The sequence below is a fragment of the Caenimonas soli genome (assembly GCF_013155545.1).
Classification (GTDB): domain Bacteria; phylum Pseudomonadota; class Gammaproteobacteria; order Burkholderiales; family Burkholderiaceae_C; genus Ramlibacter; species Ramlibacter soli.
Genome location: NZ_JABJVV010000021.1, coordinates 80,730 through 99,768, shown reverse-complemented (window position 1 = coordinate 99,768; position 19,039 = coordinate 80,730). Strand labels below are relative to the sequence as shown.

23 protein-coding genes are annotated in these 19,039 nt (G+C 65.6%); 6 read left to right on the top strand and 17 right to left on the bottom strand.

Annotation, left to right across the window (positions count from 1 at the left end; all coding sequences use genetic code 11):
• From HNE04_RS24890 to HNE04_RS24850, 9 genes are all read right to left on the bottom strand, one after another.
• Nucleotides 1-297: GTP-binding protein (locus tag HNE04_RS24890; RefSeq protein ID WP_172225625.1), on the bottom strand; the 297-nt coding region annotated here is incomplete at its 3' end.
• A gap of 145 nt (nucleotides 298-442) precedes the next feature.
• On the bottom strand, nucleotides 443-2,545 hold the full coding sequence (gene fusA / locus HNE04_RS24885; RefSeq protein WP_172225622.1) for an elongation factor G: 2,103 nt from the start codon (nucleotides 2,543-2,545) through the stop codon (nucleotides 443-445).
• Between the two features lie 67 nt (nucleotides 2,546-2,612).
• Complete coding sequence (gene rpsG, locus HNE04_RS24880; protein ID WP_153586108.1) at nucleotides 2,613-3,086, bottom strand: 30S ribosomal protein S7; 474 nt, start codon at nucleotides 3,084-3,086, stop codon at nucleotides 2,613-2,615.
• A gap of 162 nt (nucleotides 3,087-3,248) precedes the next feature.
• Entirely contained in the window at nucleotides 3,249-3,626 is a 378-nt protein-coding gene (gene rpsL, locus HNE04_RS24875; protein WP_145895503.1) for a 30S ribosomal protein S12, read from the bottom strand.
• 112 nt (nucleotides 3,627-3,738) lie between these two features.
• Nucleotides 3,739-4,896: a D-alanyl-D-alanine carboxypeptidase family protein gene (locus HNE04_RS24870; RefSeq protein ID WP_172225619.1), complete on the bottom strand. Its 1,158-nt coding sequence runs from the start codon at nucleotides 4,894-4,896 to the stop codon at nucleotides 3,739-3,741.
• 13 nt (nucleotides 4,897-4,909) lie between these two features.
• A complete protein-coding gene (locus HNE04_RS24865; RefSeq protein WP_172225616.1) occupies nucleotides 4,910-5,536 on the bottom strand; it encodes an alpha/beta hydrolase in 627 nt (208 codons plus the stop codon).
• A gap of 4 nt (nucleotides 5,537-5,540) precedes the next feature.
• On the bottom strand, nucleotides 5,541-5,879 hold the full coding sequence (locus tag HNE04_RS24860) for a (2Fe-2S) ferredoxin domain-containing protein (RefSeq protein WP_172225613.1): 339 nt from the start codon (nucleotides 5,877-5,879) through the stop codon (nucleotides 5,541-5,543).
• Entirely contained in the window at nucleotides 5,876-7,015 is a 1,140-nt protein-coding gene (locus HNE04_RS24855) for a VanZ family protein (RefSeq protein WP_172225609.1), read from the bottom strand. Before HNE04_RS24855 ends, HNE04_RS24860 begins: the two co-directional genes overlap by 4 nt.
• Nucleotides 7,015-7,443, bottom strand: coding sequence for a CopD family protein (locus tag HNE04_RS24850; protein ID WP_172225606.1), 429 nt, complete (start codon nucleotides 7,441-7,443; stop codon nucleotides 7,015-7,017). Before HNE04_RS24850 ends, HNE04_RS24855 begins: the two co-directional genes overlap by 1 nt.
• Before the next feature lie 292 nt (nucleotides 7,444-7,735).
• On the opposite strand from HNE04_RS24850, the gene hemB reads away from it, so the two are divergent.
• Genes hemB through HNE04_RS24835 form a run of 4 tightly spaced genes read left to right on the top strand, consistent with a single transcriptional unit; the run spans nucleotide 7,736 to nucleotide 11,193 of the window.
• Nucleotides 7,736-8,737, top strand: coding sequence for a porphobilinogen synthase (gene hemB, locus HNE04_RS24845; protein ID WP_172225603.1), 1,002 nt, complete (start codon nucleotides 7,736-7,738; stop codon nucleotides 8,735-8,737).
• Nucleotides 8,738-8,747: 10 nt separating this feature from the next.
• The gene (locus tag HNE04_RS28225; protein ID WP_235965383.1) at nucleotides 8,748-9,857 is read left to right on the top strand and encodes a magnesium transporter CorA family protein; all 1,110 of its coding nucleotides are present in this window, start codon (nucleotides 8,748-8,750) and stop codon (nucleotides 9,855-9,857) included.
• On the top strand, nucleotides 9,857-10,600 hold the full coding sequence (locus HNE04_RS24840; protein WP_328700409.1) for a DUF72 domain-containing protein: 744 nt from the start codon (nucleotides 9,857-9,859) through the stop codon (nucleotides 10,598-10,600). Before HNE04_RS28225 ends, HNE04_RS24840 begins: the two co-directional genes overlap by 1 nt.
• Nucleotides 10,597-11,193 (top strand): DUF1003 domain-containing protein, encoded by a 597-nt coding sequence (locus tag HNE04_RS24835; protein ID WP_172225597.1) that lies wholly within the window; start codon nucleotides 10,597-10,599, stop codon nucleotides 11,191-11,193. The genes HNE04_RS24840 and HNE04_RS24835 overlap by 4 nt, the downstream gene beginning before the upstream one ends.
• Here the strand turns inward: HNE04_RS24835 and HNE04_RS24830 are convergent.
• Genes HNE04_RS24830 through HNE04_RS24820 form a run of 3 tightly spaced genes read right to left on the bottom strand, consistent with a single transcriptional unit; the run spans nucleotide 11,190 to nucleotide 13,392 of the window.
• The gene (locus tag HNE04_RS24830; protein WP_172225594.1) at nucleotides 11,190-11,843 is read right to left on the bottom strand and encodes a glutathione S-transferase family protein; all 654 of its coding nucleotides are present in this window, start codon (nucleotides 11,841-11,843) and stop codon (nucleotides 11,190-11,192) included. The two genes, HNE04_RS24835 and HNE04_RS24830, sit on opposite strands and share 4 nt — an antisense overlap.
• A complete protein-coding gene (locus HNE04_RS24825; RefSeq protein ID WP_172225591.1) occupies nucleotides 11,840-12,709 on the bottom strand; it encodes an amidohydrolase family protein in 870 nt (289 codons plus the stop codon). The genes HNE04_RS24830 and HNE04_RS24825 overlap by 4 nt, the downstream gene beginning before the upstream one ends.
• The gene (locus HNE04_RS24820; protein ID WP_172225588.1) at nucleotides 12,709-13,392 is read right to left on the bottom strand and encodes a dienelactone hydrolase family protein; all 684 of its coding nucleotides are present in this window, start codon (nucleotides 13,390-13,392) and stop codon (nucleotides 12,709-12,711) included. Before HNE04_RS24820 ends, HNE04_RS24825 begins: the two co-directional genes overlap by 1 nt.
• A 74-nt stretch (nucleotides 13,393-13,466) precedes the next feature.
• On the opposite strand from HNE04_RS24820, the gene HNE04_RS24815 reads away from it, so the two are divergent.
• Nucleotides 13,467-14,213: an SDR family oxidoreductase gene (locus HNE04_RS24815; protein ID WP_172225585.1), complete on the top strand. Its 747-nt coding sequence runs from the start codon at nucleotides 13,467-13,469 to the stop codon at nucleotides 14,211-14,213.
• A 24-nt stretch (nucleotides 14,214-14,237) separates the two neighbouring features.
• The gene (locus HNE04_RS24810; RefSeq protein WP_172225582.1) at nucleotides 14,238-14,876 is read left to right on the top strand and encodes a MarC family protein; all 639 of its coding nucleotides are present in this window, start codon (nucleotides 14,238-14,240) and stop codon (nucleotides 14,874-14,876) included.
• On the opposite strand, the gene HNE04_RS24805 is transcribed toward HNE04_RS24810, so the two are convergent.
• From HNE04_RS24805 to HNE04_RS24785, 5 genes are read right to left on the bottom strand one after another with little or no spacing between them, the layout of a single operon-like run.
• Nucleotides 14,842-15,441 (bottom strand): Crp/Fnr family transcriptional regulator, encoded by a 600-nt coding sequence (locus HNE04_RS24805; protein WP_172225579.1) that lies wholly within the window; start codon nucleotides 15,439-15,441, stop codon nucleotides 14,842-14,844. The genes HNE04_RS24810 and HNE04_RS24805 overlap by 35 nt on opposite strands.
• A gap of 21 nt (nucleotides 15,442-15,462) precedes the next feature.
• A complete protein-coding gene (locus HNE04_RS24800) occupies nucleotides 15,463-16,098 on the bottom strand; it encodes an ABC-type transport auxiliary lipoprotein family protein (protein ID WP_172225576.1) in 636 nt (211 codons plus the stop codon).
• Entirely contained in the window at nucleotides 16,095-17,051 is a 957-nt protein-coding gene (locus HNE04_RS24795) for an MlaD family protein (RefSeq protein ID WP_172225573.1), read from the bottom strand. The genes HNE04_RS24800 and HNE04_RS24795 overlap by 4 nt, the downstream gene beginning before the upstream one ends.
• Nucleotides 17,052-17,072: 21 nt before the next feature.
• Nucleotides 17,073-17,891 carry an ABC transporter ATP-binding protein gene (locus tag HNE04_RS24790; protein WP_172225570.1) on the bottom strand — a complete coding sequence of 273 codons (819 nt, stop codon included), beginning with the start codon at nucleotides 17,889-17,891 and terminating at the stop codon, nucleotides 17,073-17,075.
• Nucleotides 17,892-17,896: 5 nt separating this feature from the next.
• Nucleotides 17,897-19,009 carry an MlaE family ABC transporter permease gene (locus HNE04_RS24785; RefSeq protein ID WP_172225567.1) on the bottom strand — a complete coding sequence of 371 codons (1,113 nt, stop codon included), beginning with the start codon at nucleotides 19,007-19,009 and terminating at the stop codon, nucleotides 17,897-17,899.
• Nucleotides 19,010-19,039: the final 30 nt, after the last annotated feature.

The window sequence follows — 19,039 nt, the reverse complement described above, 5'->3', positions numbered from 1 at the left end:
CATCTGGGCGGCGCCGGTGATCATGTTCTTGACGTAGTCGGCGTGGCCGGGGCAGTCCACGTGCGCGTAGTGGCGGTTCTTGGTCTCGTACTCGACGTGCGCGGTGTTGATGGTGATGCCGCGCGCTTTTTCTTCCGGAGCCGCGTCGATCTGGTCATACGCCTTGGCCTCGCCGCCGAACTTGGCCGCCAGCACCGAGGTGATGGCCGCCGTCAGCGTCGTCTTGCCATGGTCCACGTGGCCAATCGTGCCCACGTTGACGTGCGGCTTGGTACGCTCGAATTTTCCTTTTGCCATTTCTGATCTCCAAAGAGCAATGCCCGTGTGAGGTTTAACGTCTGCACTGTGTTGCTGATTCCCCCGCCACGGGCAACGGGGGGCACGCAGTCGCAGAACAAACAAGGTGAGAACAAGGCAGCTTCGCCGCCTTGTCCTCGGGTTTTTATTTGGTCCTTGCCGCCACAATTGCTTCCGCCACGTTGCGCGGAGCTTCGCTGTAGTGCTTGAACTCCATCGTGTACGTGGCGCGGCCCTGCGACATCGAGCGCAGCGTGGTCGAGTAGCCGAACATCTCGGACAGCGGGACCTCGGCCTTGATGACCTTGCCGCCGCCAACCATGTCTTCCATGCCCTGCACCATGCCGCGGCGTGAGGACAGGTCGCCCATCACGTTGCCGGCATAGTCTTCAGGCGTCTCGACTTCCACCGACATCATCGGCTCGAGGATGACGGGGCCGGCCTTGCGGCAGCCTTCCTTGAAACCGAAGATGGCGGCCATCTTGAACGCGTTTTCGTTCGAGTCGACGTCGTGGTAGGAGCCGAAGTGCAGCGTGACCTTCACGTCCACAACCGGGTAGCCCGCCAGCACGCCGCTGTTGAGGGCTTCAATGACGCCCTTTTCCACCGCCGGGATGTACTCGCGCGGCACCACGCCGCCCTTGATGGCGTCGACGAACTCGAAACCCTTGCCGGCTTCGTTCGGTTCGATCTTGAGCACGACGTGGCCGTACTGGCCCTTGCCGCCGGACTGGCGAACGAACTTGCCTTCGCTGTCTTCCACCGTCTTGCGGATGGTTTCGCGGTAAGCCACCTGGGGCTTGCCCACGTTGGCTTCCACGCCGAACTCGCGCTTCATGCGGTCGACGATGATTTCCAGGTGCAGCTCGCCCATGCCGGCGATGATGGTCTGGCCCGACTCTTCATCGGTCTTGACGCGGAACGAAGGATCCTCAGCGGCCAGGCGGTTGAGCGCAATGCCCATCTTTTCCTGGTCCATCTTGGTCTTGGGCTCGACTGCCTGGGCGATCACGGGCTCGGGGAACACCATGCGTTCCAGCATCACGATGGAGCTGGGGTCGCACAGCGTTTCGCCGGTGGTCACGTCTTTCAGGCCCACGCAGGCAGCGATGTCGCCGGCGCGGATTTCGTCGACTTCGAGGCGGTTGTTGGCGTGCATCTGCACGATACGGCCGATGCGCTCTTTCTTGCCGCGAATCGGGTTGTAGACGCTGTCGCCCTTGGACAACACGCCCGAGTAGACGCGAACGAACGTCAGCTGGCCGACGAACGGGTCGGTCATGAGCTTGAACGCCAGCGCGGAGAACTTCTCGTTGTCGTCGGCACGGCGGGTGACCGGCTTTTCGTCGTCGTCCATGCCCTTGACGGGGGGAATGTCCACCGGCGAAGGCATGAGCTCGATCACGGCGTCCAGCATGCGCTGCACACCCTTGTTCTTGAACGCGGTGCCGCACAGCATCGGCTGGATTTCGCCGGCGATGGTACGGGTGCGCAGGCCCAGGGTGATCTCATCTTCGGTCAGATCGCCCTCTTCCAGGTACTTGTTCATCAGCGTTTCGTTGGCTTCGGCCGCGGCCTCGACCATCTTCTCGCGCCATTCCTTGGCCTGCTCGACCAGCTCGGCCGGGATCTCGGCGAAGTTGAACTTCATGCCTTGCGAGGCTTCGTCCCAGTAGATGGCCTTCATCTTGCGCAGGTCGACCACTCCGGTGAAGTTCTCCTCGGCGCCGATCGGGATCACGATGGGCACGGGATTGGCCTTCAGCCGGGTCTTCATCTGCTCGTAGACCTTGAAGAAGTTGGCGCCGGTCCGGTCCATCTTGTTGACGAACGCGAGCCGCGGCACGCGGTACTTGTTGGCCTGGCGCCAGACGGTTTCCGACTGGGGCTGCACGCCGCCCACGGCACAGTACACCATGCAGGCGCCGTCCAGCACGCGCATGGAACGCTCCACCTCGATGGTGAAGTCCACGTGGCCGGGGGTGTCGATGATGTTGATGCGGTGCTCGGGGAAGGACAGGTCCATGCCCTTCCAGAAGCAGGTGGTGGCGGCGGAAGTGATCGTGATGCCGCGCTCCTGCTCCTGCTCCATCCAGTCCATGGTGGCAGCGCCGTCGTGCACTTCGCCAATCTTGTGGTTCACGCCGGTGTAGAAAAGGATGCGCTCGGTCGTCGTCGTCTTGCCGGCGTCGATGTGAGCCGAGATACCGATGTTGCGGTAGCGCTCGATAGGCGTTTTGCGGGCCATGATAATCTTTCGTTAAACGGGCACAGGCCCGCTCGTGGCGGGCCCGTACTCCAGATGGGGACGGTTTTTAGAAGCGGAAGTGGCTGAATGCCTTGTTCGCCTCGGCCATGCGGTGCACTTCGTCACGCTTTTTCATGGCACCGCCGCGGCCTTCCGTGGCTTCCATGAGTTCGTTGGCCAGGCGCAACGCCATGGACTTCTCGCCGCGCTTCTTGGCGGCTTCCTTCAGCCAGCGCATCGACAGCGCGAGGCGGCGAACCGGGCGCACTTCGACGGGCACCTGGTAGTTGGCGCCGCCGACGCGGCGGGACTTCACCTCGACCATGGGCTTGACGTTGTTGATCGCCATGGTGAAGGCTTCCACCGGGTCTTTGCCGGGGTTCTTCTTCTCGATCTGCTCGAGCGCGCCGTAGACGATGCGCTCGGCGATCGCCTTCTTGCCGCCTTGCATGATGACGTTCATGAACTTGGCGAGCTCGACATTGCCGTACTTGGGATCCGGCAGGATTTCACGTTTAGGGACTTCGCGACGACGTGGCATTTTTTCACCTCTATATTTGCTTCAGCTGGCCTGCCCCTTCCGGGAGCCTAGAGAGCCATCAGGCCCCCGCTTACTCGACCCACACAGACAATTCCGCGCTTCGGGTCACTACGCACATTCAGCCTGCCAGGGCCGAACGAGCACCGACAAACTAAAAAACTCTTAAGCCTTCTTCGGACGCTTGGCGCCGTACTTGGAGCGGGACTGCTTGCGGTCTTTCACGCCTTGCAGGTCCAGCGAACCGCGCACGATGTGGTAACGCACACCGGGCAAGTCCTTGACGCGGCCGCCGCGCACGAGCACCACCGAGTGCTCCTGCAGGTTGTGGCCTTCGCCGCCGATGTAGGAAATGACTTCGAAACCGTTGGTCAGGCGCACCTTGGCAACTTTACGAAGCGCCGAGTTCGGCTTCTTTGGCGTCGTGGTGTACACGCGGGTGCACACGCCCCGGCGCTGGGGGCTGTTCTGCATCGCCGGGCTCTTGGATTTGGTCTTTTCGACCTCCCGCCCGTGACGCACGAGTTGATTGATGGTTGGCATTAAACGTCCCTAAACGTCGATAAATAGAAAAACTTACAGGAAAGCTTCTCCCGCCCCAAATTGCGGGAAAGCCCTCGAGTATATCCCGGTCGGGGAAAACGCTCAATGGGCGTTACTTAATCCAGAGCCGCAGGGCATCCCAGGCCCGGCTGAGAACACCGGCCTGCTCGACCGTCTCCAGCGCCATCAAGGGGACGTCCAGCAGAGGCTGGTCGCCCGAACTGATCTTGAGGGTCCCGACGACCTGGCCCTTGGTCAGGGGCGCGATCAAGGGATCGGGCCGGGCGACCTGGGTCTTGACCCGCATGGCCGTGCCGGCCGGCACAGCCACCACCACGGCCTGGGGCCGGCCCAGCTTGGCGGTTTTCTGGGTGCCTTTCCAGACCTCGGGGGTGACCACGGCCTGGTTCGCATCGAACAGCTTGATGGCCTCGTAGGCGGTATAGCCCCAATTGAGCAGCTTCTGGGCCTCGTTGGCGCGCGCGTTTTCGCTGGTGGCGCCCAGCACGATGGCCATCACCCTGCGGGCACCGACGTTCGGGAAGTCACGCTTGGCCGTGGCGATGAGGCAGTAGCCGGCGGCGTTGGTGTGCCCGGTCTTCAGGCCGTCGACCGTCGGGTCGCGAAACAGCAGCATGTTGCGGTTGGTGTCGTTGGCCGTGGGCGTGCCCTCGTAGCGGTATTTCTTGATCGTGTAGTAGTTCACGAAGTCAGGAAAGTCCTGGATCAGCCGCGTCGACAGGATGCCCAGGTCGCGAGCGGTGGTGGTGTGGCCGGCCTCGGTCAAGCCCTCGGGGTTGCGGTAACTGGTGGCTTTCATGCCCAGGGCCTTGGCCTGCTCGTTCATGAGCTGCACGAAGCGCTCCACGGTGCCGCCCACTCCTTCGGCCAGCACCACCGTCGCGTCGTTGCCCGACTGGACGATCATCCCCTTGATCAGGTCTTCGACCGGCACCTGCATGCTGGGGTCGATGAACATGCGCGAGCCGGGCATCTTCCAGGCCCGCGTGCTCACGGGAAGGGTCTGCTTCAGGTCGATCTTCTTGCTGCGAAGCGCGTCGAACACCAGGTAGGCGCTCATGAGCTTGGTCAGCGAAGCCGGCTCGACCGGAACGTCGATATCGCGCGCCGCCAGCATCTGGTTGGCCGTGACATCCAGCAGCAGGTAGCTGCGCGCGGCAATCTCCGGAGGCTGGGGTGTTTGCGCGGCTGCGGCGAAACAGAACAGGGCAAGGATGGACGCGGCCAGGGCCTGCGTAATTTTTTTCATGGGAACGGGGACTTCAGGAACGGAGGTGGCGGACCACGAGACTTTTGAGGAGGGGCAATTGTCCGTGAAAGAAATGACCGCCCCCCGGAACCACGGTAACGGGAAGTGACTGCGGGCGGGCCCAGTCCATGACGGCGGAGAGCGGAACCGTGTCGTCCTGCTCGCCATGAATCACCAGCGCGCGATCGTGGGCCTCGGCGGGGAGTGCGGGAAGCATCAAACGCGAAACGCCGGTGCCGACGAGGACGATCTTGTCGATGGCACGCACCGGCCAAAGCTTGTCGACCGCCAACCCGGCCACCGAACCGCCGAAGGAAAACCCCGCCAGTGCCAATGGGCCGGGAGGCGCCTCTGCCGCCACCACGGCCAGCATGTCGTCCAGCTCGCCGCGGCCCTCATCGTGTTGGCCTTCGGTCGCGCCCACGCCCCTGAAATTGAAGCGCAAGGCGGTCCAGCCGGCCAGGACGAAGGCGCGGGCCAGGGTCTGCACGACCTTGTTTTCCATGGTCCCGCCGAACAAAGGGTGCGGATGCGCGATCACGGCCGTGCCCTTGGAGGCGGCGTCCATCGGTTCATCGCGCAGGGCTTCGATGACTCCGGCCGGGCCGGCCAGCCGGAAGCGCCGGGTCTGGGAATTCATCGTGTCAGCGTCCCAGATGCGGCGGTGTCAGCAAGCGCTCCACCACCTTGCCGTTCTTGAGGTGCGACTCGACGATCTCGTCGATGTCCTGCTCGTCGACATAGGTGTACCAGACGGCCTCGGGATAGACCACGGCCACCGGCCCGGCGGCGCAGCGATCCAGGCAACCGGCTTTGTTGACGCGAACCTGGCCGGGCCCCGCCAGGCCTTGCAACCTGACCTGTGCCTTGCACCTGTCGAAGGCTTGCTGGGCATGGTGTTGGGCGCAACAGGCCTCGCCGTTCTTTCGCTCGTTCAGGCAAAAAAAGATGTGGCGTTCGTAATAGGAGTTCGCATCGCTCATGTAGCCATTCTATTTTGCGGGTCGCCGCGCGAGACACGGAGCAGCACATAGAACAGCGCCGCGTAAGGCCACGTCCAGCCCAGCCATTGCGCCAGGCCGTTGAAGCGGATGAACCGGCCCTGCTCCCAGGCCTGCAAGGTGTCGGCGAAGTAGGCACTGGCGGGCGCCTGGTTCAACAGGCTCAGGTGCAGGACCAGTCCCGCCAGCACCAGGGCAGCACATGCCCGGCGAGGCGCCGGAAGCGCCGCCGCCGCCAGTACCATCGCCGCCAGCAAACCCAGCTGCACCGGCAGGCTGAGCCAGGCCCAGGCATGCGCCGGACCCCAACTCAGCGCCGCTGACAAGGCTGTGGCCCCCACCCCCACCGCGACCGCAGCCAGCGCGAACAGGGCGCGGCGTGCTATCGACCGGATCACCGAATAACCCAGCAGGCAGGGAATGAGCGCGCCCAAGGCCACACAGATCAATTCCGCCCCTGGGACCAGGGGCTGCAACTCGATGTCGCGAACCGGCAACCACTCGAGAAAAGGGGTGTCCAGCAACCACTCGGCCAGGGCGGCCTCCAGCCGTTCCAGCACCTGCCCCAGCCCGAACGGGACCGCGGCCGGAAACAGCAGGGCGAACGGCCAGAGCGCGAGCAGCACCAAGGCGCCGCGGGCGTCCTCGACGAACCAGCGCACCCTAAACCGGCTCCAGCGATCGATCGCCCCGACCATCTCCAGGGCTGCGGCCACCACGGCCCCCAACAGCGCCCCAGCCACATTGAGGACGAAATCCACGTTCGAGGGCACGCGCGACGGCAGATAAGTCTGCAGCGCCTCCATGGCCAGCGACAGCCCGGCGGCCGCCAGGGTCGCGACTGCGATGGCCACCACCCGGTCGGCCGGGGCAAGACTTTGCCCGCCTCGCCGCAAGAAGCTCAAGGCCAGCAGGAACCCCAGCGGGACATAGCCACCCGCGTTGGCAGCGACGTCGAAGGCGGTCCAGTACTTGGGCAGCGGGCTCCACAGGAACTCCCAGGGGGCGATGCCCTGGTCGCGCCAGCCCGTGAACGGATAGAGGCTGGCGTAGACGATCAGCGCGGCGTAGGCCTGGGAAAGCGGCCAGGCCGAAGTCTTGTGCGTCGGCGAGGACATCAAAACGGTTTGACCACGACCAGCACGACCGCGGCCAGCAGCAGCAGCACCGGCAGCTCGTTGAACCAGCGGAACCAGGTGTGGCTGCGATGCGGCGCACCCGACTGGAACCGGCGCAAAAGAACTCCGCAGGCATGGTGATAGCCCACTGCCAGCAGCACAACGGCCAGCTTGGCGTGCATCCAGCCATTGCCGGGGCCGCGGCCTATGCCGTACCCCAGCCAGAGCCAGACACCGAACCCCAGCGCCGGTATCGCCAACAGGGTGGTGAATCGCAGCAGCTTGTGCGCCATCAGCAGCAGCCGCTCACGCTCCGCCACCGAATCCGCCGGCACCATTGCCAGGTTGACGAAAATCCGCGGCAAGTAGAACAGCCCGGCGAACCAGCTGGCGACGAACACGATGTGCAAGGACTTGACCCAGAGCATGGGGCGAAGTGTAGGGAAATAATACAAGGCAAAAAAAACCCCGGCTCAAATGGCCGGGGTGGGAAGCCTCGTTGCTGTCACACATTAAGGCACCCGCTCAGGGAGGAAAAGCGGGGAGCGGCAAGCCGCCCAGCCGTAATTTAACAAACCACCCGCTCAGATTCAAGAGCAAGGAGCGAGTTTTACCTGTCTGTGCACAGACTTGTCATGCAAATCATGTACGGAAGTACACCTAACGCCAGGTTGGACGGGCAATCCGGGGACTTTGCGGCAGTTGGAGCAAAATTCCCGCATGAGCCTTCACGCCCCTTACCCCCAAGGCCGTCCACGGCGCCTACGCCGCGACGAGTTCACCCGCAACCTGGTACGCGAAAACGCCCTGACGACGCACGACCTGATCTATCCCGTGTTCCTGCTGGACGGGCGCGGTCGGCGCGAAGCCGTGGCCTCGATGCCCGGCGTGGAGCGCCTCAGCCTGGACCTGTTGCTGCCCGTGGCCGAGCAGTGCGTCGCCCATGGCATCCCGGTGATGGCGCTGTTCCCGGTCATCGATCCCCAGCTCAAGACCGTCGATGGCCAGGAAGCCTGGAATGCCGACGGGCTGGTGCCGCGCGCGGTGCGCGAACTCAAAACCAGGTTTCCCGGCCTGGGCATCATGACGGACGTGGCGCTGGACCCCTTCACCAGCCACGGTCAGGACGGGCTGCTCGACGAAACCGGCTACATCCTCAACGACGAAACCGTCGAAGTGCTGGTGCGCCAGGCGCTGACCCAGGCCGAGGCGGGCGTGGACATCGTCGCGCCCAGCGACATGATGGACGGGCGCATCGGCGCGATCCGCTCGGCGCTGGAAGGCCGGGGCCTCATCCACACCCGCATCATGGCCTACAGCGCCAAGTACGCCAGCGCCTTTTATGGGCCGTTTCGCGATGCCGTCGGTTCGGCCGCCAACCTGGGCAAGAGCAACAAGAAGGTGTACCAGATGGACCCGGGCAACACCGATGAGGCGCTGCGCGAGGTCGCCATGGACATCGCCGAGGGCGCGGACATGGTGATGGTCAAACCCGGCATGCCCTACCTGGACGTGGTGCGGCGGGTCAAGGACGAATTCCGCGTGCCGACCTTCGCCTACCAGGTCAGCGGGGAATACGCCATGCTCAAGGCGGCGGCGCAAAACGGCTGGCTGGACCATGACGCGGTGATGATGGAAAGCTTGCTGGCCTTCAAGCGCGCCGGCGCCGATGGTGTGCTGACCTATTTCGCCCTGGAAGCCGCACGCCGGCTGAAAGCCTGAGAATCGGGGCATGCATATCGTCGAGTTCGCTTCCGGCACCCTGAGATTCCTGGAACAGGTGCCGGAGGCGGCGCCGAAGGCGGGCTTCGTCTGGATCTACCTGGACCGCGAAACACTGCAAGAGGAGCTTCCCCGGTTGCAGGAAGCGGCGCTGCGATTGGGCGGCTCGGCGTTGCTCGATCTGCACGTGCAGGACTTGCTGAACGGCGCGCATCCCTCCAACTACGACTACACCTCGATCTACGACGTGGTGGTGTTCCGGCGGCTGGCGACGGCGCGCGAGGTCGATGTGGAGCTGAACGGCGGCGCCGCTCCCGCCAACCCCGCGAATTCACTGGCCGCATTCCAGCGGATCCGTACGCGGGCCGTCGGATTCGCCACGTTCGACCACCTGCTGATCACGGTACACCCCTCCGGCTGCTTCACGGCGCGCTCATTCATCGAGCGCTACCTGGCCGATGCGGTGCAGTCCGATGGGGCGGTGGTCGTCAGCCGCAGCCGCCTGCCGGCCAGCCCCTCGGACCTGATGCTGCGCATGATCAACGTGATGGTGGACAGCTACCTGGATCTGCGCAAGGACTTGAGCGCCGAGATGGATCGCTGGCAGCAGGAACTGCTGCGGCCGCGCTCCGAGACCGCCAACTGGAACGCGCTGTTGACCGCTCGCGCCGAACTGCACACCCTGGAAGACCTGTGCGAGGAGCAGAACGACGCCATGCAGGAATGGCTGGACACGGCGCGCGAGCAGCCCCCCATGGCGCTGTCGCAGGCCGAACGCGACGGCCTGATTGCCCGCGCCCGCGACGTGATCGAACACATCCAGCGCGTGGTGCATCATGTGCGGCGCATCGAACAGGCGGCGGAGACGGCGGTGCAAATCCATTTTTCCGCGCAGAGCCATCGCACCAACGACATCATGCGCACGCTCACGGCCCTCACGGCGATCTTCCTGCCGTTGAACCTCATCGCCGGCATCTTCGGCATGAACTTCGAATTCCTGCCCTTGATCCACGTTCAGCTGGGGTTTTGGTGGGCCCTGGGGACCATGACGCTGATCGCGGTGGCGCTGGGCGTGGTGTTCTGGCGCAAACGCTATCTGGCGCGCAGCAGCGCCCGCTAGTGGCGCCGCGGCTGAGCTATATCGGCTGCGCAGGCTGGAGCCTGCCGGCCGCAGTGCAAAACGCCTTCGGCGCGCAGGGCTCGCATCTGCAGCGCTATGCCACGCGCTTGAACACCTGCGAAATCAACTCCTCGTTCTACCGGCCGCACAGCCGGGCCACCTATGCGCGTTGGGCCGAAAGCGTTCCGCAGGACTTCCGCTTCTGCGTAAAGCTGCCCAAGACCATCACCCACGAGCGCAAGCTGCTTGGCTGCGAGCCCTTGCTCGACGATTTTCTGGCGCAGGCCGGCGGCCTGGGTTCGCGGCTGGGCTGCCTGCTGGTGCAGCTGCCGCCCGGCCTGGCATTCGATCCGGCCAGCGCTGCCGACTTCTTTCATGCGCTGCGCCAGCGCTGGCCGGGGGCCATCAGCGCCGAGCCGCGCCACTCCACCTGGTTCGATGCGCGGGCCGAGGAGTTCCTGGCCGGGCACCGCATAGCCCGGGTGTTGGCGGACCCGGTCCGCCATGAGGCCGGTGCCCTGCCCGGCGGCTGGCCCGGGCTGGTCTACCTGCGGCTGCACGGCTCGCCGCGCATGTACTACTCGGCGTACGGGCCGGCCTTGATTGCCGCTTTGGCGCGGCGCATGGCGCTCGCGCTGCGCGAAGGAATCATTGTCTGGTGCATCTTCGACAACACGGCAGCCGGCGCGGCGGCTCATAATGCACTGAGCCTGCAGCAGGCCCTCGACAAGGAACTGGCATGAACACTCCTCGCCGCCACAACCGCGCCGAGCACGATCCGGCGTACCGCCGGGCCGAAACCGAGGACGACGTCACCCGGCAGAACGTGCAGGCGATGCACCAGCTCGAGAAGGCCTCGATGGCCAAGCGCAACGGCGCCGACCGGGTGGCCTCGGCGATCGCGCGCTTTTGCGGGCGCATGAGCTTCGTCTGGCTCCACGTCATTTTTTTTGCCGGCTGGATTGCCTACAACAGCCTGCCGTGGTTCCAGCCATTCGACCCCTACCCCTTCACCTTCCTCACCCTGGTGGTGTCGCTGGAGGCGATCTTTCTTTCCACCTTCATCCTGATCAGCCAGAACTACGACATGCGGATCAGCGAGCGGCGCAACCAGCTGGACCTGCAGATCAACCTGCTGTCCGAGCAGGAGAACACCAAGATGCTGCAGATCCTGGAGCGCATCGCCAAGAAGGTTGGCGCCCACGTCACGGACGATCCCCAGGTACGGGCCCTGGAGGAGGCGACCCGGCCCGAATCGCTGGTGGAACAGATCGAAGAGGCGTACCGCGACGAGGCGGGCCGGCCCCAGCAGAACGGGAAAGCGCAGGGCTCCTAGACGAAGGGCGCGGCCAGCGCTTCGTTGTGCAGCACACGCTGCACCGCTGGCCGGGCCAGCATGCGTTGCAGGTAGGGGCCGAGCTGCGGGCGGGTTCGTGCCGGCGGCTCGTTCTTGAAGTTGCGGGTCCAGCGGCACAGCGTGAACACATACGCATCCAGCGCGCTGTAAGCGGCGCCCGCAAACCAGGGCTGGCCGTGCCGCGCCAGTTCAGCGTCGAGTTGATCGAGCAAGCCGGCGACCTTGCGCTCGGCATGCGCCTTGAGCTGCGCCACGCCCGATGCGTTTCCCTCGTCCATCCAGCGCTCCGGATAGAAGTAGACGATGAGGCTCATTTGCAGCGTGTTGGTCAGCCACATCAGCCATTTGTAGAAATGCGCGCGTTCGGCGGTGGCGAGGGGCGGGGCCATCCTGCTGTCGGGATGCGTATCGCAAAGGTGCAGCACGATGGCCGCCGTCTCGTACAGCACCAGGTCGCCATCGGTCAGCACGGGGATGAGCCCGTTGGGGTTGAGCCGGAGGTAGTCGACCCGCTTGTGCGCGTCCACGGTGCGATCGACCAGCACCCGCTCGTAGCGCGCGCCAAGCTCCTCGAGCAGGATATGGGGCACCATCGCGGCGGTGCTGGGGTAGTAGTGCAGCTGGATCATTTCACCGCGAACAGGCTGGCGCCGTTGTCCCAGGCGATCCGGCGCGCCACCTCGGCGGGGAGGTCGCCCAGCCAAGTGCGGTAGCCTTTCATCAACTCGTCGTAGTACAGCCAGCGCTGGTTGACCCAGGTGTCGGACCCGATCATGAAGCGGCTCGGATACTTCAACAGCAAGGCACGCCACTCGGGGCACAGCTTGCCGCCCTCGCAGGTCAGGCCGGGCCGATACGACAGCTCCCCCATGAGCAGCGGATACTGGGCGAACAGCTGGTCCACGCGCGCTGCCGGCGCGCCGCCTATGCCCGTATGCGCCCAGATCAGGCGCAGCTTCTGTCCTTTGGACGGCGTGTTCGCCATCAGCAGATCGATGGCGACATCGTCCACATGCGCCAGCACCGCGAGGTTCTTCTCCTCGGCCAACGCCATCAGCTTCCTGGCTACCGGTCCATTGGCGTTGCCGCTGTCGTACAGGTGAAACTCGCCCAGGCCGCGGAATGGGCCCGCGGCGGTGCCGCGCGCGAGTTCGGCCTGCACCATTTCATAGATCGATTCGTCGCGGAACCAGTTGTCGTAGTCGGCGCGGTTGCGGTACAGCCGCACGAAGGGCACCACCGTCACGCCGGCCTGCCGTGTTTGCGGCGACGCGGCCAGGGCCTTGGTGCCGTCGTTGGGCCGCGAGTTGGCGATGATCGCCTTGACGCCGTTGCGCTGCATGCGGTCCAGCACGTCGGCCAGCGGATGCGGGGACTGCGCCTCGTCGTTGTAGTGCAGATGCGCATCGAACAGCGGCCCGCTGTAGTCGGCGGCATGCGCCGCGCCGGCGAATGCGATCAGGGCGATCGCGCGAGCGAACCGGCGCGCGATCATCACCCGAGATGCCGGGCGAAGAAAGCCAGGGTGCGCTCGCGCGTCCGTTTGGCGGAGGCCGCGTCGTGGGAGCCGCGCTGGTCGCAGTTGAAACCGTGATTGGCGTGGTAGAGGTGAACCTCGACTTCGGGGTGAGCCCGCTTGAAGGCCTCGACGCTCTCCAGCGAGATCCAGTGATCCTGGTCGCCGAAATGCGCCATCACCGGCACCCTGGGTTGGCGCGCGACCTCGTCGGGTGTGGTCATCCCTCCGCCGTAATAGGGCACTGCGGCCGACAAGCCGTCCAGCATGGAGGCTGCGCGCCAGGTCAGCAAGCCACCCCAGCAGTAGCCGACGATGCCGACCTTGCCCGCCTGGGCCGCGTGCTGGGCCGCCGCCTGAAGGTCCCGCATGACGCCGGGCGCGGGCAAAGCCTCCACGGCCGCTTTGAGCGCCATGCCGGCGCTCATGTCGTCGGGCGAATAGCCCAGATCCACGCCCGGCTTCACCCTGTGGAAGGTGGCTGGCGCAACCGCGAGATAGCCCTCGGCCGCATAGCCGTCGGCCACGGACCTGATGTGCGAATTGACGCCGAAGATTTCCTGCACCACCACGACGCCCGCCTTGGGCCGGCCCGCGGGCTCGGCCACATACGCCGGAAAGACAAATCCGTCGGCGGCCTTGAGGTCTATGAAATTGCCCATGTCGGTCTCCTGTAGTGCTGTAATGGCGCACACGCGGTTGTAGCTTAACCGCGGGATTCTTGCAGGAGACGAATGTGGAGCAGGTGTTACTGGTCACCGGCGCCAGCCGCGGCATCGGCGCCGCCACGGCCCTGCTGGCGGCACGCAGGGGCTATGCGGTCGCCGTGAACTACGCGGCCAACTCGGCGGCGGCCGAGGCGGTGGTGAGCGAGCTTCGCGCCGCGGGTGCGCGGGCCATCGCGGTACAGGCCGACGTGGCGCACGAAGAACAGGTGCTCGCCATGTTCGGCCAGATCGACACCCAGCTGGGCCGGCTCACGGCCCTGGTCAACAACGCCGGTGTCGTCGACATGACGGCGCGGGTGGAGGAGATGAGCGTGGCCCGCCTCAAGCGCATGTTCGACATCAACGTGATCGGCTCCATCGTCTGCGCGCGCGAGGCGATCCGCCGTATGAGCACGCGGCATGGCGGCAGCGGCGGTGCGATCGTCAACGTCTCCAGCGCCGCCTCGCGCCTGGGCTCACCGGGCCAATACGTGGACTACGCGGCGGCCAAGGGCGCGATCGATGCCTTCACGGTCGGCCTGGCCAAGGAAGTGGCAGCCGAAGGCATACGCGTCAACGCGGTGCGCCCCGGGCTGATCGAAACGGATATCCACGCGTCGGGCGGCATCCCGGACCGCGTGCAGCAACTCGCGCACCAGGTGCCGATGCAGCGGGGCGGAACGGCGCAGGAAGTGGCCGAGGCCATCGTCTGGCTGCTGTCGCCGCAGGCCAGCTACACCACCATGTCCCTCCTCGATGTCTCGGGAGGCCGATGACTAGCCAGCCCAAAGAGTAGGCGGATGGATTTCAAACCCCTGGTGACCCTGCTGGCGGTGGTGAACCCGCTGGCCATCGTTCCGTTCTTCATCCACTACACGCAAGGCTTTTCGCGGGCGCAAAAGAGGGGCACGATCATCACCGCCTCGCTCAGCGCCTTCCTGGTGATCGCCGCCAGCGCCCTGCTGGGGCTGCAGATCCTGGAGTTCTTCGGCATCTCGCTGGCCAGCTTCCAGGTGGGTGGCGGCATGCTGCTGCTGATCAGCTCGATGAACATGCTCAATGCCCAGCCGGCCGAGGCCAAGCCGCACACGCACGAGCTCGAAGACGGCGCACAGAAAGCGGCGATGGGCGCCAGCATCGCCGTGGTCCCGTTGACCATCCCGCTGCTCACGGGGCCTGCCACGATGTCCACCGTGGTGATCTATGCCGAGCGGGCCCAGACCTTCCTGCAGATGTCAGCGCTGGTGGGCTATGGCGTGGTGATCGGGCTGGCCACCGCGCTGTGTTTTGCGCTGGCCGATCCCATCGCCCGTGTCCTGGGCAAGACCGGCATCAACGTGATGACCCGGCTGATGGGGCTGATCCTGGCGGCGCTGGCGGTCGAAGTGATGGCCGTGGGCTTGCTCAAGCTGTTCCCGGGCCTGGGCCTGGGGCGTTGAGCGCCGCGTCCTTGCCGATCTTCTGCAGCACCTTGACCAGCTGGTTGCTGGTATTGCGCAATCGCTGGGCCAGCAACTGGGTGAGTTTGACCAAGAGCTTGGCGCCCACACTGGGATGGGTGCTGATCAGGCGAGCCACCGCCATGCGGGTCAGCACGGCCGCCTCGACCTCGCTCAGGGCCCAGCAACTCGCATAGCGCGGCTCGCCGTCCAGCATCGACATCTCGCCGATGACGGCGCCCTCCTTCAGCACCGCGAGGCGGGTGATGTCTCCAGGCTCTTCCTTGTCCATCTCGGCGCCGATCTTGCGCTTTCCGACGTCCACGGTGCCGTGCAGCAGCATCATCATCCAGTCGCTTGCCTCGCCTTCCGCGATCAGCGTCTGGCCCGGCTGCGCCCGCACCCGCAGCATGCTGGCGCCCAGCAGGTCGGCTTCGGCGGGCGTGAAATCGCGCAGCAGCGCCGACGTCTGCAGTAGCTCTGTTTGCTGCGACAGCCCGGCGCAAGGGCCCAGCAGCTCCAGGCCACGGGCTCGCAGCTGATGTTCTATGGCGAGGGTCGGCATGCAGCAGGCCTGCTATTCATCTCAGCGCGTTTGCAGCAACCATTGGCCGATTTCGCCGGCGGCTGCATCGGTGGCGGCGGCCAGCGCCCGCACCCCGCCCGCGGCATCGGCCGAGGGTGCGGGCTGCCGGACCACGAGAGTGCGCTGTGCCAACAGCTTTTCGCCGGACGGGGTGTTTTCCAGCAAAGTGGCGCGCAGGCGCAGCAGGCCCCAGCTCTGGGTCTGGGATTCGAAGAAATGCGAGAACTCCTCGAGCTCGATGCGCAAGACGCGGGGCATGCCGCCATTGGTGCGTGCCAATGCCGCGCTCTCGCCCAGGTCCAGCACCGGCCGTTCCCGTGCGAGCTGCTCACGCAGGCGCTGGCGTACGAGTCGCGGCGGTGGTGCACTCCAGCGCGCCTGGGCGTAGGGGCGCAATTGGTTCGCGTCGGCATAGCCCAGCCGGTACAGCACGGACGAGCCATCCAGGGCCCCCGAAGCCTCGATGTCGGCCAGCATTAGCGGCGGGAGGGATTGCACGGCTTGCGGCGGCGACGCCGTTGCACCGGGCCCGAAGTCGTACAAGGTGGCCCGCACGGGCTTGTCCGGCGTGGCGCAACCGACCAGCAACGCTACGGCGGCGAACGCAAGCAGCCATCCGGCCGCGAGCGACCTCATTTGCCGGCCCCCGGCGCGGCAAACCCAGGCTCACCGGGACCGGGATCGATGCGGCCCGAGCCATAGATCAAGGACTGCGGGTTGTCGTTGATGTTGTTGACGGTGCGGCTGAGCTGGCGCACGGCTCTCGAGGTGTCCTCGGTCACACGGTTGATGCGGGGCAAGGTCGCCGCATTGAAGGAATCCGCCGCGTGCGACAGCGCCTCCGTGCCTTCGGCCAAGCGGTCCATGGGTCCGTCCTTTTCGTTGAGCCGGCGAGCGGTACTGCCAAAATCGGTGGCCGTCTTGCCAACCTCGTCGGCGTTCTTCTTTACCGAACGCATGGTAGCCGCTACCTCGGCCAGCGCCGGATCGAGCTGCTTGTTCACGGTGGCGTCGAGCCGCTTTGTCAGCTGGCTGGCGTCGGCCGCGGCGCTGCCGAGGTTGTCGAGGGCGCTAGCGATGCGGCGCTGGTTGTCCTCGCCCACCATCTGGCCCAGGCTTTTCGCCACCTTCTCGACCTCGTCGAGGATCACTTCGCTGCGGTCGGTGAGCTTGGAAAGCAGGCTGGGCTTGAGCGGGATGCGCGGCGGATGATCGTCGTCTCCGCGCAGGCGCGGTGCCGGCTGGCCGCTGTCGTCCAGCTGCACGAAGGCCAGGCCGGTCACGCCCTGGTAGCTCAGGGTGGCGAAGGTCTCGCGCGTGACGGGCGCCTCGCGGTCGACCTCCAGGCGCATCAGCACGTTGCCCGGGGTCTTGGTATCGAACCCGATCCAGGCGACCTTGCCCACGTCCACCCCGCGATAGCGCACCGCAGCCTGCGACTGCAGGCCGGTCACGGTCTCGCGGGTGGAGATTTCGTAGATGTCGCGGTCGCCGGTGTCGCGCGTGAGCCAGGCGGCCAAGGCCACCAGCAGCGCGGTGATGGCGACGACGAAGATGCCGGCCGCCAGGGCGTGGGCTTTGTTTTCCATAGGGACCTGCCTTTTCTCCTTCTACACGGCAAACGGATACTCGCGCAACAGCTCCATCGCGCGCTGGCCCCGTTCGCCGAGAAAAAATTCCTGGATGAAGGGATGCTGGAAGGCGATCACCTCCTTGGGCGGCGCCGCGATGATGACCCTTTTGTCGGCCAGCACCGCGATGCGGGTGGACAGCTCGAACAGCGTGTCCAGGTCATGGGTGACCATGATCACGGTGAGCGCCATGTCACGGTGCAGGGAACGCAGCAAGGTCACGAAGCCGTCGGAACTCTCCGGGTCCAGCCCTGCCGTGGGTTCGTCCAGCAGCAGCAGCGGCGGGTCCATGATCAGCGCCCGCGCCAACGCGACGCGCTTGATCATGCCGCCGGACAGGTCGGACGGCATCTTGTCGGCGTCCTCGGGCTTGAGGCCGACCATCTGCAGCTTGACCATCGCCGCCTCGCGCACCAGCGAGCCTGGCAGCGACTTGAGCTCGCGCAACGGAAAGGCGATGTTCTCCAGCACGCTGAAGGCGGAGAACAGAGCCCCATGCTGGAACAACATGCCGATGCGGCTGGCCGCGCCCTTCTGCCCCAGCTGTTCGGCGGGCTGGCCCAGCACCTTGATCTCGCCCTGGGTCGGCTCCTCCAATCCCAGGATCTGGCGCAGCAGCACGGTCTTGCCCGTGCCCGAGCCGCCGACGATGGCCAGGACTTCGCCGGGCTGCACGGTGAGATCCAGATCCTGATGCACCACGAAGCGTTTTTGGGGCGTGGTGAACACGGTCCACAGCTTGCGGATTTCCACCATCGGCTCGCCTGGGGCGGGCAAGGGGGTGAGAACCGGTTCCATGGCTTTCAGACCCCCACGTTCTTGAAGAGGACGGCGAACAGCGCGTCCACCAGGATCACCACCGTGATCGAGGTGACCACGGATGCCGTCGTGCCTTCGCCCAGGCTCTGGGTATTGGGTTCGACGCGCAGGCCGAAGTGGCAGCCGACCAGGGCGATCAACAAGCCGAAGACCACCGACTTCATAGTGGCCAGCATCAGGTTGTTGACGTGCACGGCCTCGGGCAGCGCGGTCATGAAAAACGTCGGCGTGATGCCCAACGACACGTCGGCGGCCAGCATGCCGCCGGCCAGGGCGCACAGGGTGGTCCAGACACTGATCAGCGGCATGACAACGGCCAGGGCCATGGCCCGCGGCATCACCAGGCGGAAGCTGTGCGAGATGCCCATCACCCGCATCGCGTCGAGTTCGTCGGTGACGCGCATCACGCCGATCTGCGCGGTGATCGACGATCCCGACCGGCCGGCGATCAGGATGGCCGCCAGCATGGGCCCCAGTTCGCGAATCAGGGCGATACCCAGGATGTTCACGATGTAGGCGTCGGCCCCGAACTGCTTGAGCTGCTGCGACGTGAGGTAGGCCAGCACCACGCCGATGAGGAATCCCACCAGGGCGGTGATCGGCAGTGCCGTGCCGCCGATACGGTACAGGTGGCCGGAGAAATCGCGCCAGGGGCCCTCTTGCGGCGCACGCGCCAGCCGCCCGAGATTCAGCGTGAGCTGCCCAATCAGCCGCACGAAGGATTTCAGGTGGTCGACGGCGTGCAGCACGAACGCGCCCAGGGCCAGGTAGCTGCGCAGCGGGCTGGACCGCTTGCGCTGCCGTGGCGGTACCGTGAAACGAGCCACGCGCTCGAAGACTGCGCGCTGCGAGGGTTGCAGCTCAAGCTGCTCGGGCCACTGGCGCCCCCAGTGGTCCCACAGCACCTGGGCGCCCACGTGGTCCAACTGCTCCGCCTCGCTGAGGTCCCACGGCCCGGCAGCCCCGGCCAGTTCCGACCGCAATTCGTCGAGCAGGCCGGGACGCGCGAACTGCGACGCCGTCCATTGGCCCAGCACCCGCACGCGCGGGCCTTCCGACGCGGGGTGGCGTTCGATACGGGGCGCGGTTACCGGCATGAAGGCGGGGCGAGGTCCTATGTGGAGTCT

What these genes read in the sequence shown, in the direction of transcription:
- HNE04_RS24800 (WP_172225576.1), bottom strand. Translation starts at nt 16,098, where the DNA reads ATGAGGTCGCTCGCGGCCGGATGGCTGCTTGCGTTCGCCGCCGTAGCG.
- HNE04_RS24785 (WP_172225567.1), bottom strand. Translation starts at nt 19,009, where the DNA reads ATGCCGGTAACCGCGCCCCGTATCGAACGCCACCCCGCGTCGGAAGGC.
- HNE04_RS28225 (WP_235965383.1), top strand. Translation starts at nt 8,748, where the DNA reads ATGCATATCGTCGAGTTCGCTTCCGGCACCCTGAGATTCCTGGAACAG.
- HNE04_RS24830 (WP_172225594.1), bottom strand. Translation starts at nt 11,843, where the DNA reads ATGATCCAGCTGCACTACTACCCCAGCACCGCCGCGATGGTGCCCCAT.
- HNE04_RS24865 (WP_172225616.1), bottom strand. Translation starts at nt 5,536, where the DNA reads ATGAATTCCCAGACCCGGCGCTTCCGGCTGGCCGGCCCGGCCGGAGTC.
- HNE04_RS24825 (WP_172225591.1), bottom strand. Translation starts at nt 12,709, where the DNA reads ATGATCGCGCGCCGGTTCGCTCGCGCGATCGCCCTGATCGCATTCGCC.
- rpsL (WP_145895503.1), bottom strand. Translation starts at nt 3,626, where the DNA reads ATGCCAACCATCAATCAACTCGTGCGTCACGGGCGGGAGGTCGAAAAG.
- HNE04_RS24835 (WP_172225597.1), top strand. Translation starts at nt 10,597, where the DNA reads ATGAACACTCCTCGCCGCCACAACCGCGCCGAGCACGATCCGGCGTAC.
- HNE04_RS24790 (WP_172225570.1), bottom strand. Translation starts at nt 17,891, where the DNA reads ATGGAACCGGTTCTCACCCCCTTGCCCGCCCCAGGCGAGCCGATGGTG.
- HNE04_RS24855 (WP_172225609.1), bottom strand. Translation starts at nt 7,015, where the DNA reads ATGTCCTCGCCGACGCACAAGACTTCGGCCTGGCCGCTTTCCCAGGCC.
- HNE04_RS24820 (WP_172225588.1), bottom strand. Translation starts at nt 13,392, where the DNA reads ATGGGCAATTTCATAGACCTCAAGGCCGCCGACGGATTTGTCTTTCCG.
- HNE04_RS24810 (WP_172225582.1), top strand. Translation starts at nt 14,238, where the DNA reads ATGGATTTCAAACCCCTGGTGACCCTGCTGGCGGTGGTGAACCCGCTG.
- HNE04_RS24870 (WP_172225619.1), bottom strand. Translation starts at nt 4,896, where the DNA reads ATGAAAAAAATTACGCAGGCCCTGGCCGCGTCCATCCTTGCCCTGTTC.
- rpsG (WP_153586108.1), bottom strand. Translation starts at nt 3,086, where the DNA reads ATGCCACGTCGTCGCGAAGTCCCTAAACGTGAAATCCTGCCGGATCCC.
- fusA (WP_172225622.1), bottom strand. Translation starts at nt 2,545, where the DNA reads ATGGCCCGCAAAACGCCTATCGAGCGCTACCGCAACATCGGTATCTCG.
- HNE04_RS24860 (WP_172225613.1), bottom strand. Translation starts at nt 5,879, where the DNA reads ATGAGCGATGCGAACTCCTATTACGAACGCCACATCTTTTTTTGCCTG.
- HNE04_RS24795 (WP_172225573.1), bottom strand. Translation starts at nt 17,051, where the DNA reads ATGGAAAACAAAGCCCACGCCCTGGCGGCCGGCATCTTCGTCGTCGCC.
- HNE04_RS24850 (WP_172225606.1), bottom strand. Translation starts at nt 7,443, where the DNA reads ATGCTCTGGGTCAAGTCCTTGCACATCGTGTTCGTCGCCAGCTGGTTC.
- HNE04_RS24805 (WP_172225579.1), bottom strand. Translation starts at nt 15,441, where the DNA reads ATGCCGACCCTCGCCATAGAACATCAGCTGCGAGCCCGTGGCCTGGAG.
- hemB (WP_172225603.1), top strand. Translation starts at nt 7,736, where the DNA reads ATGAGCCTTCACGCCCCTTACCCCCAAGGCCGTCCACGGCGCCTACGC.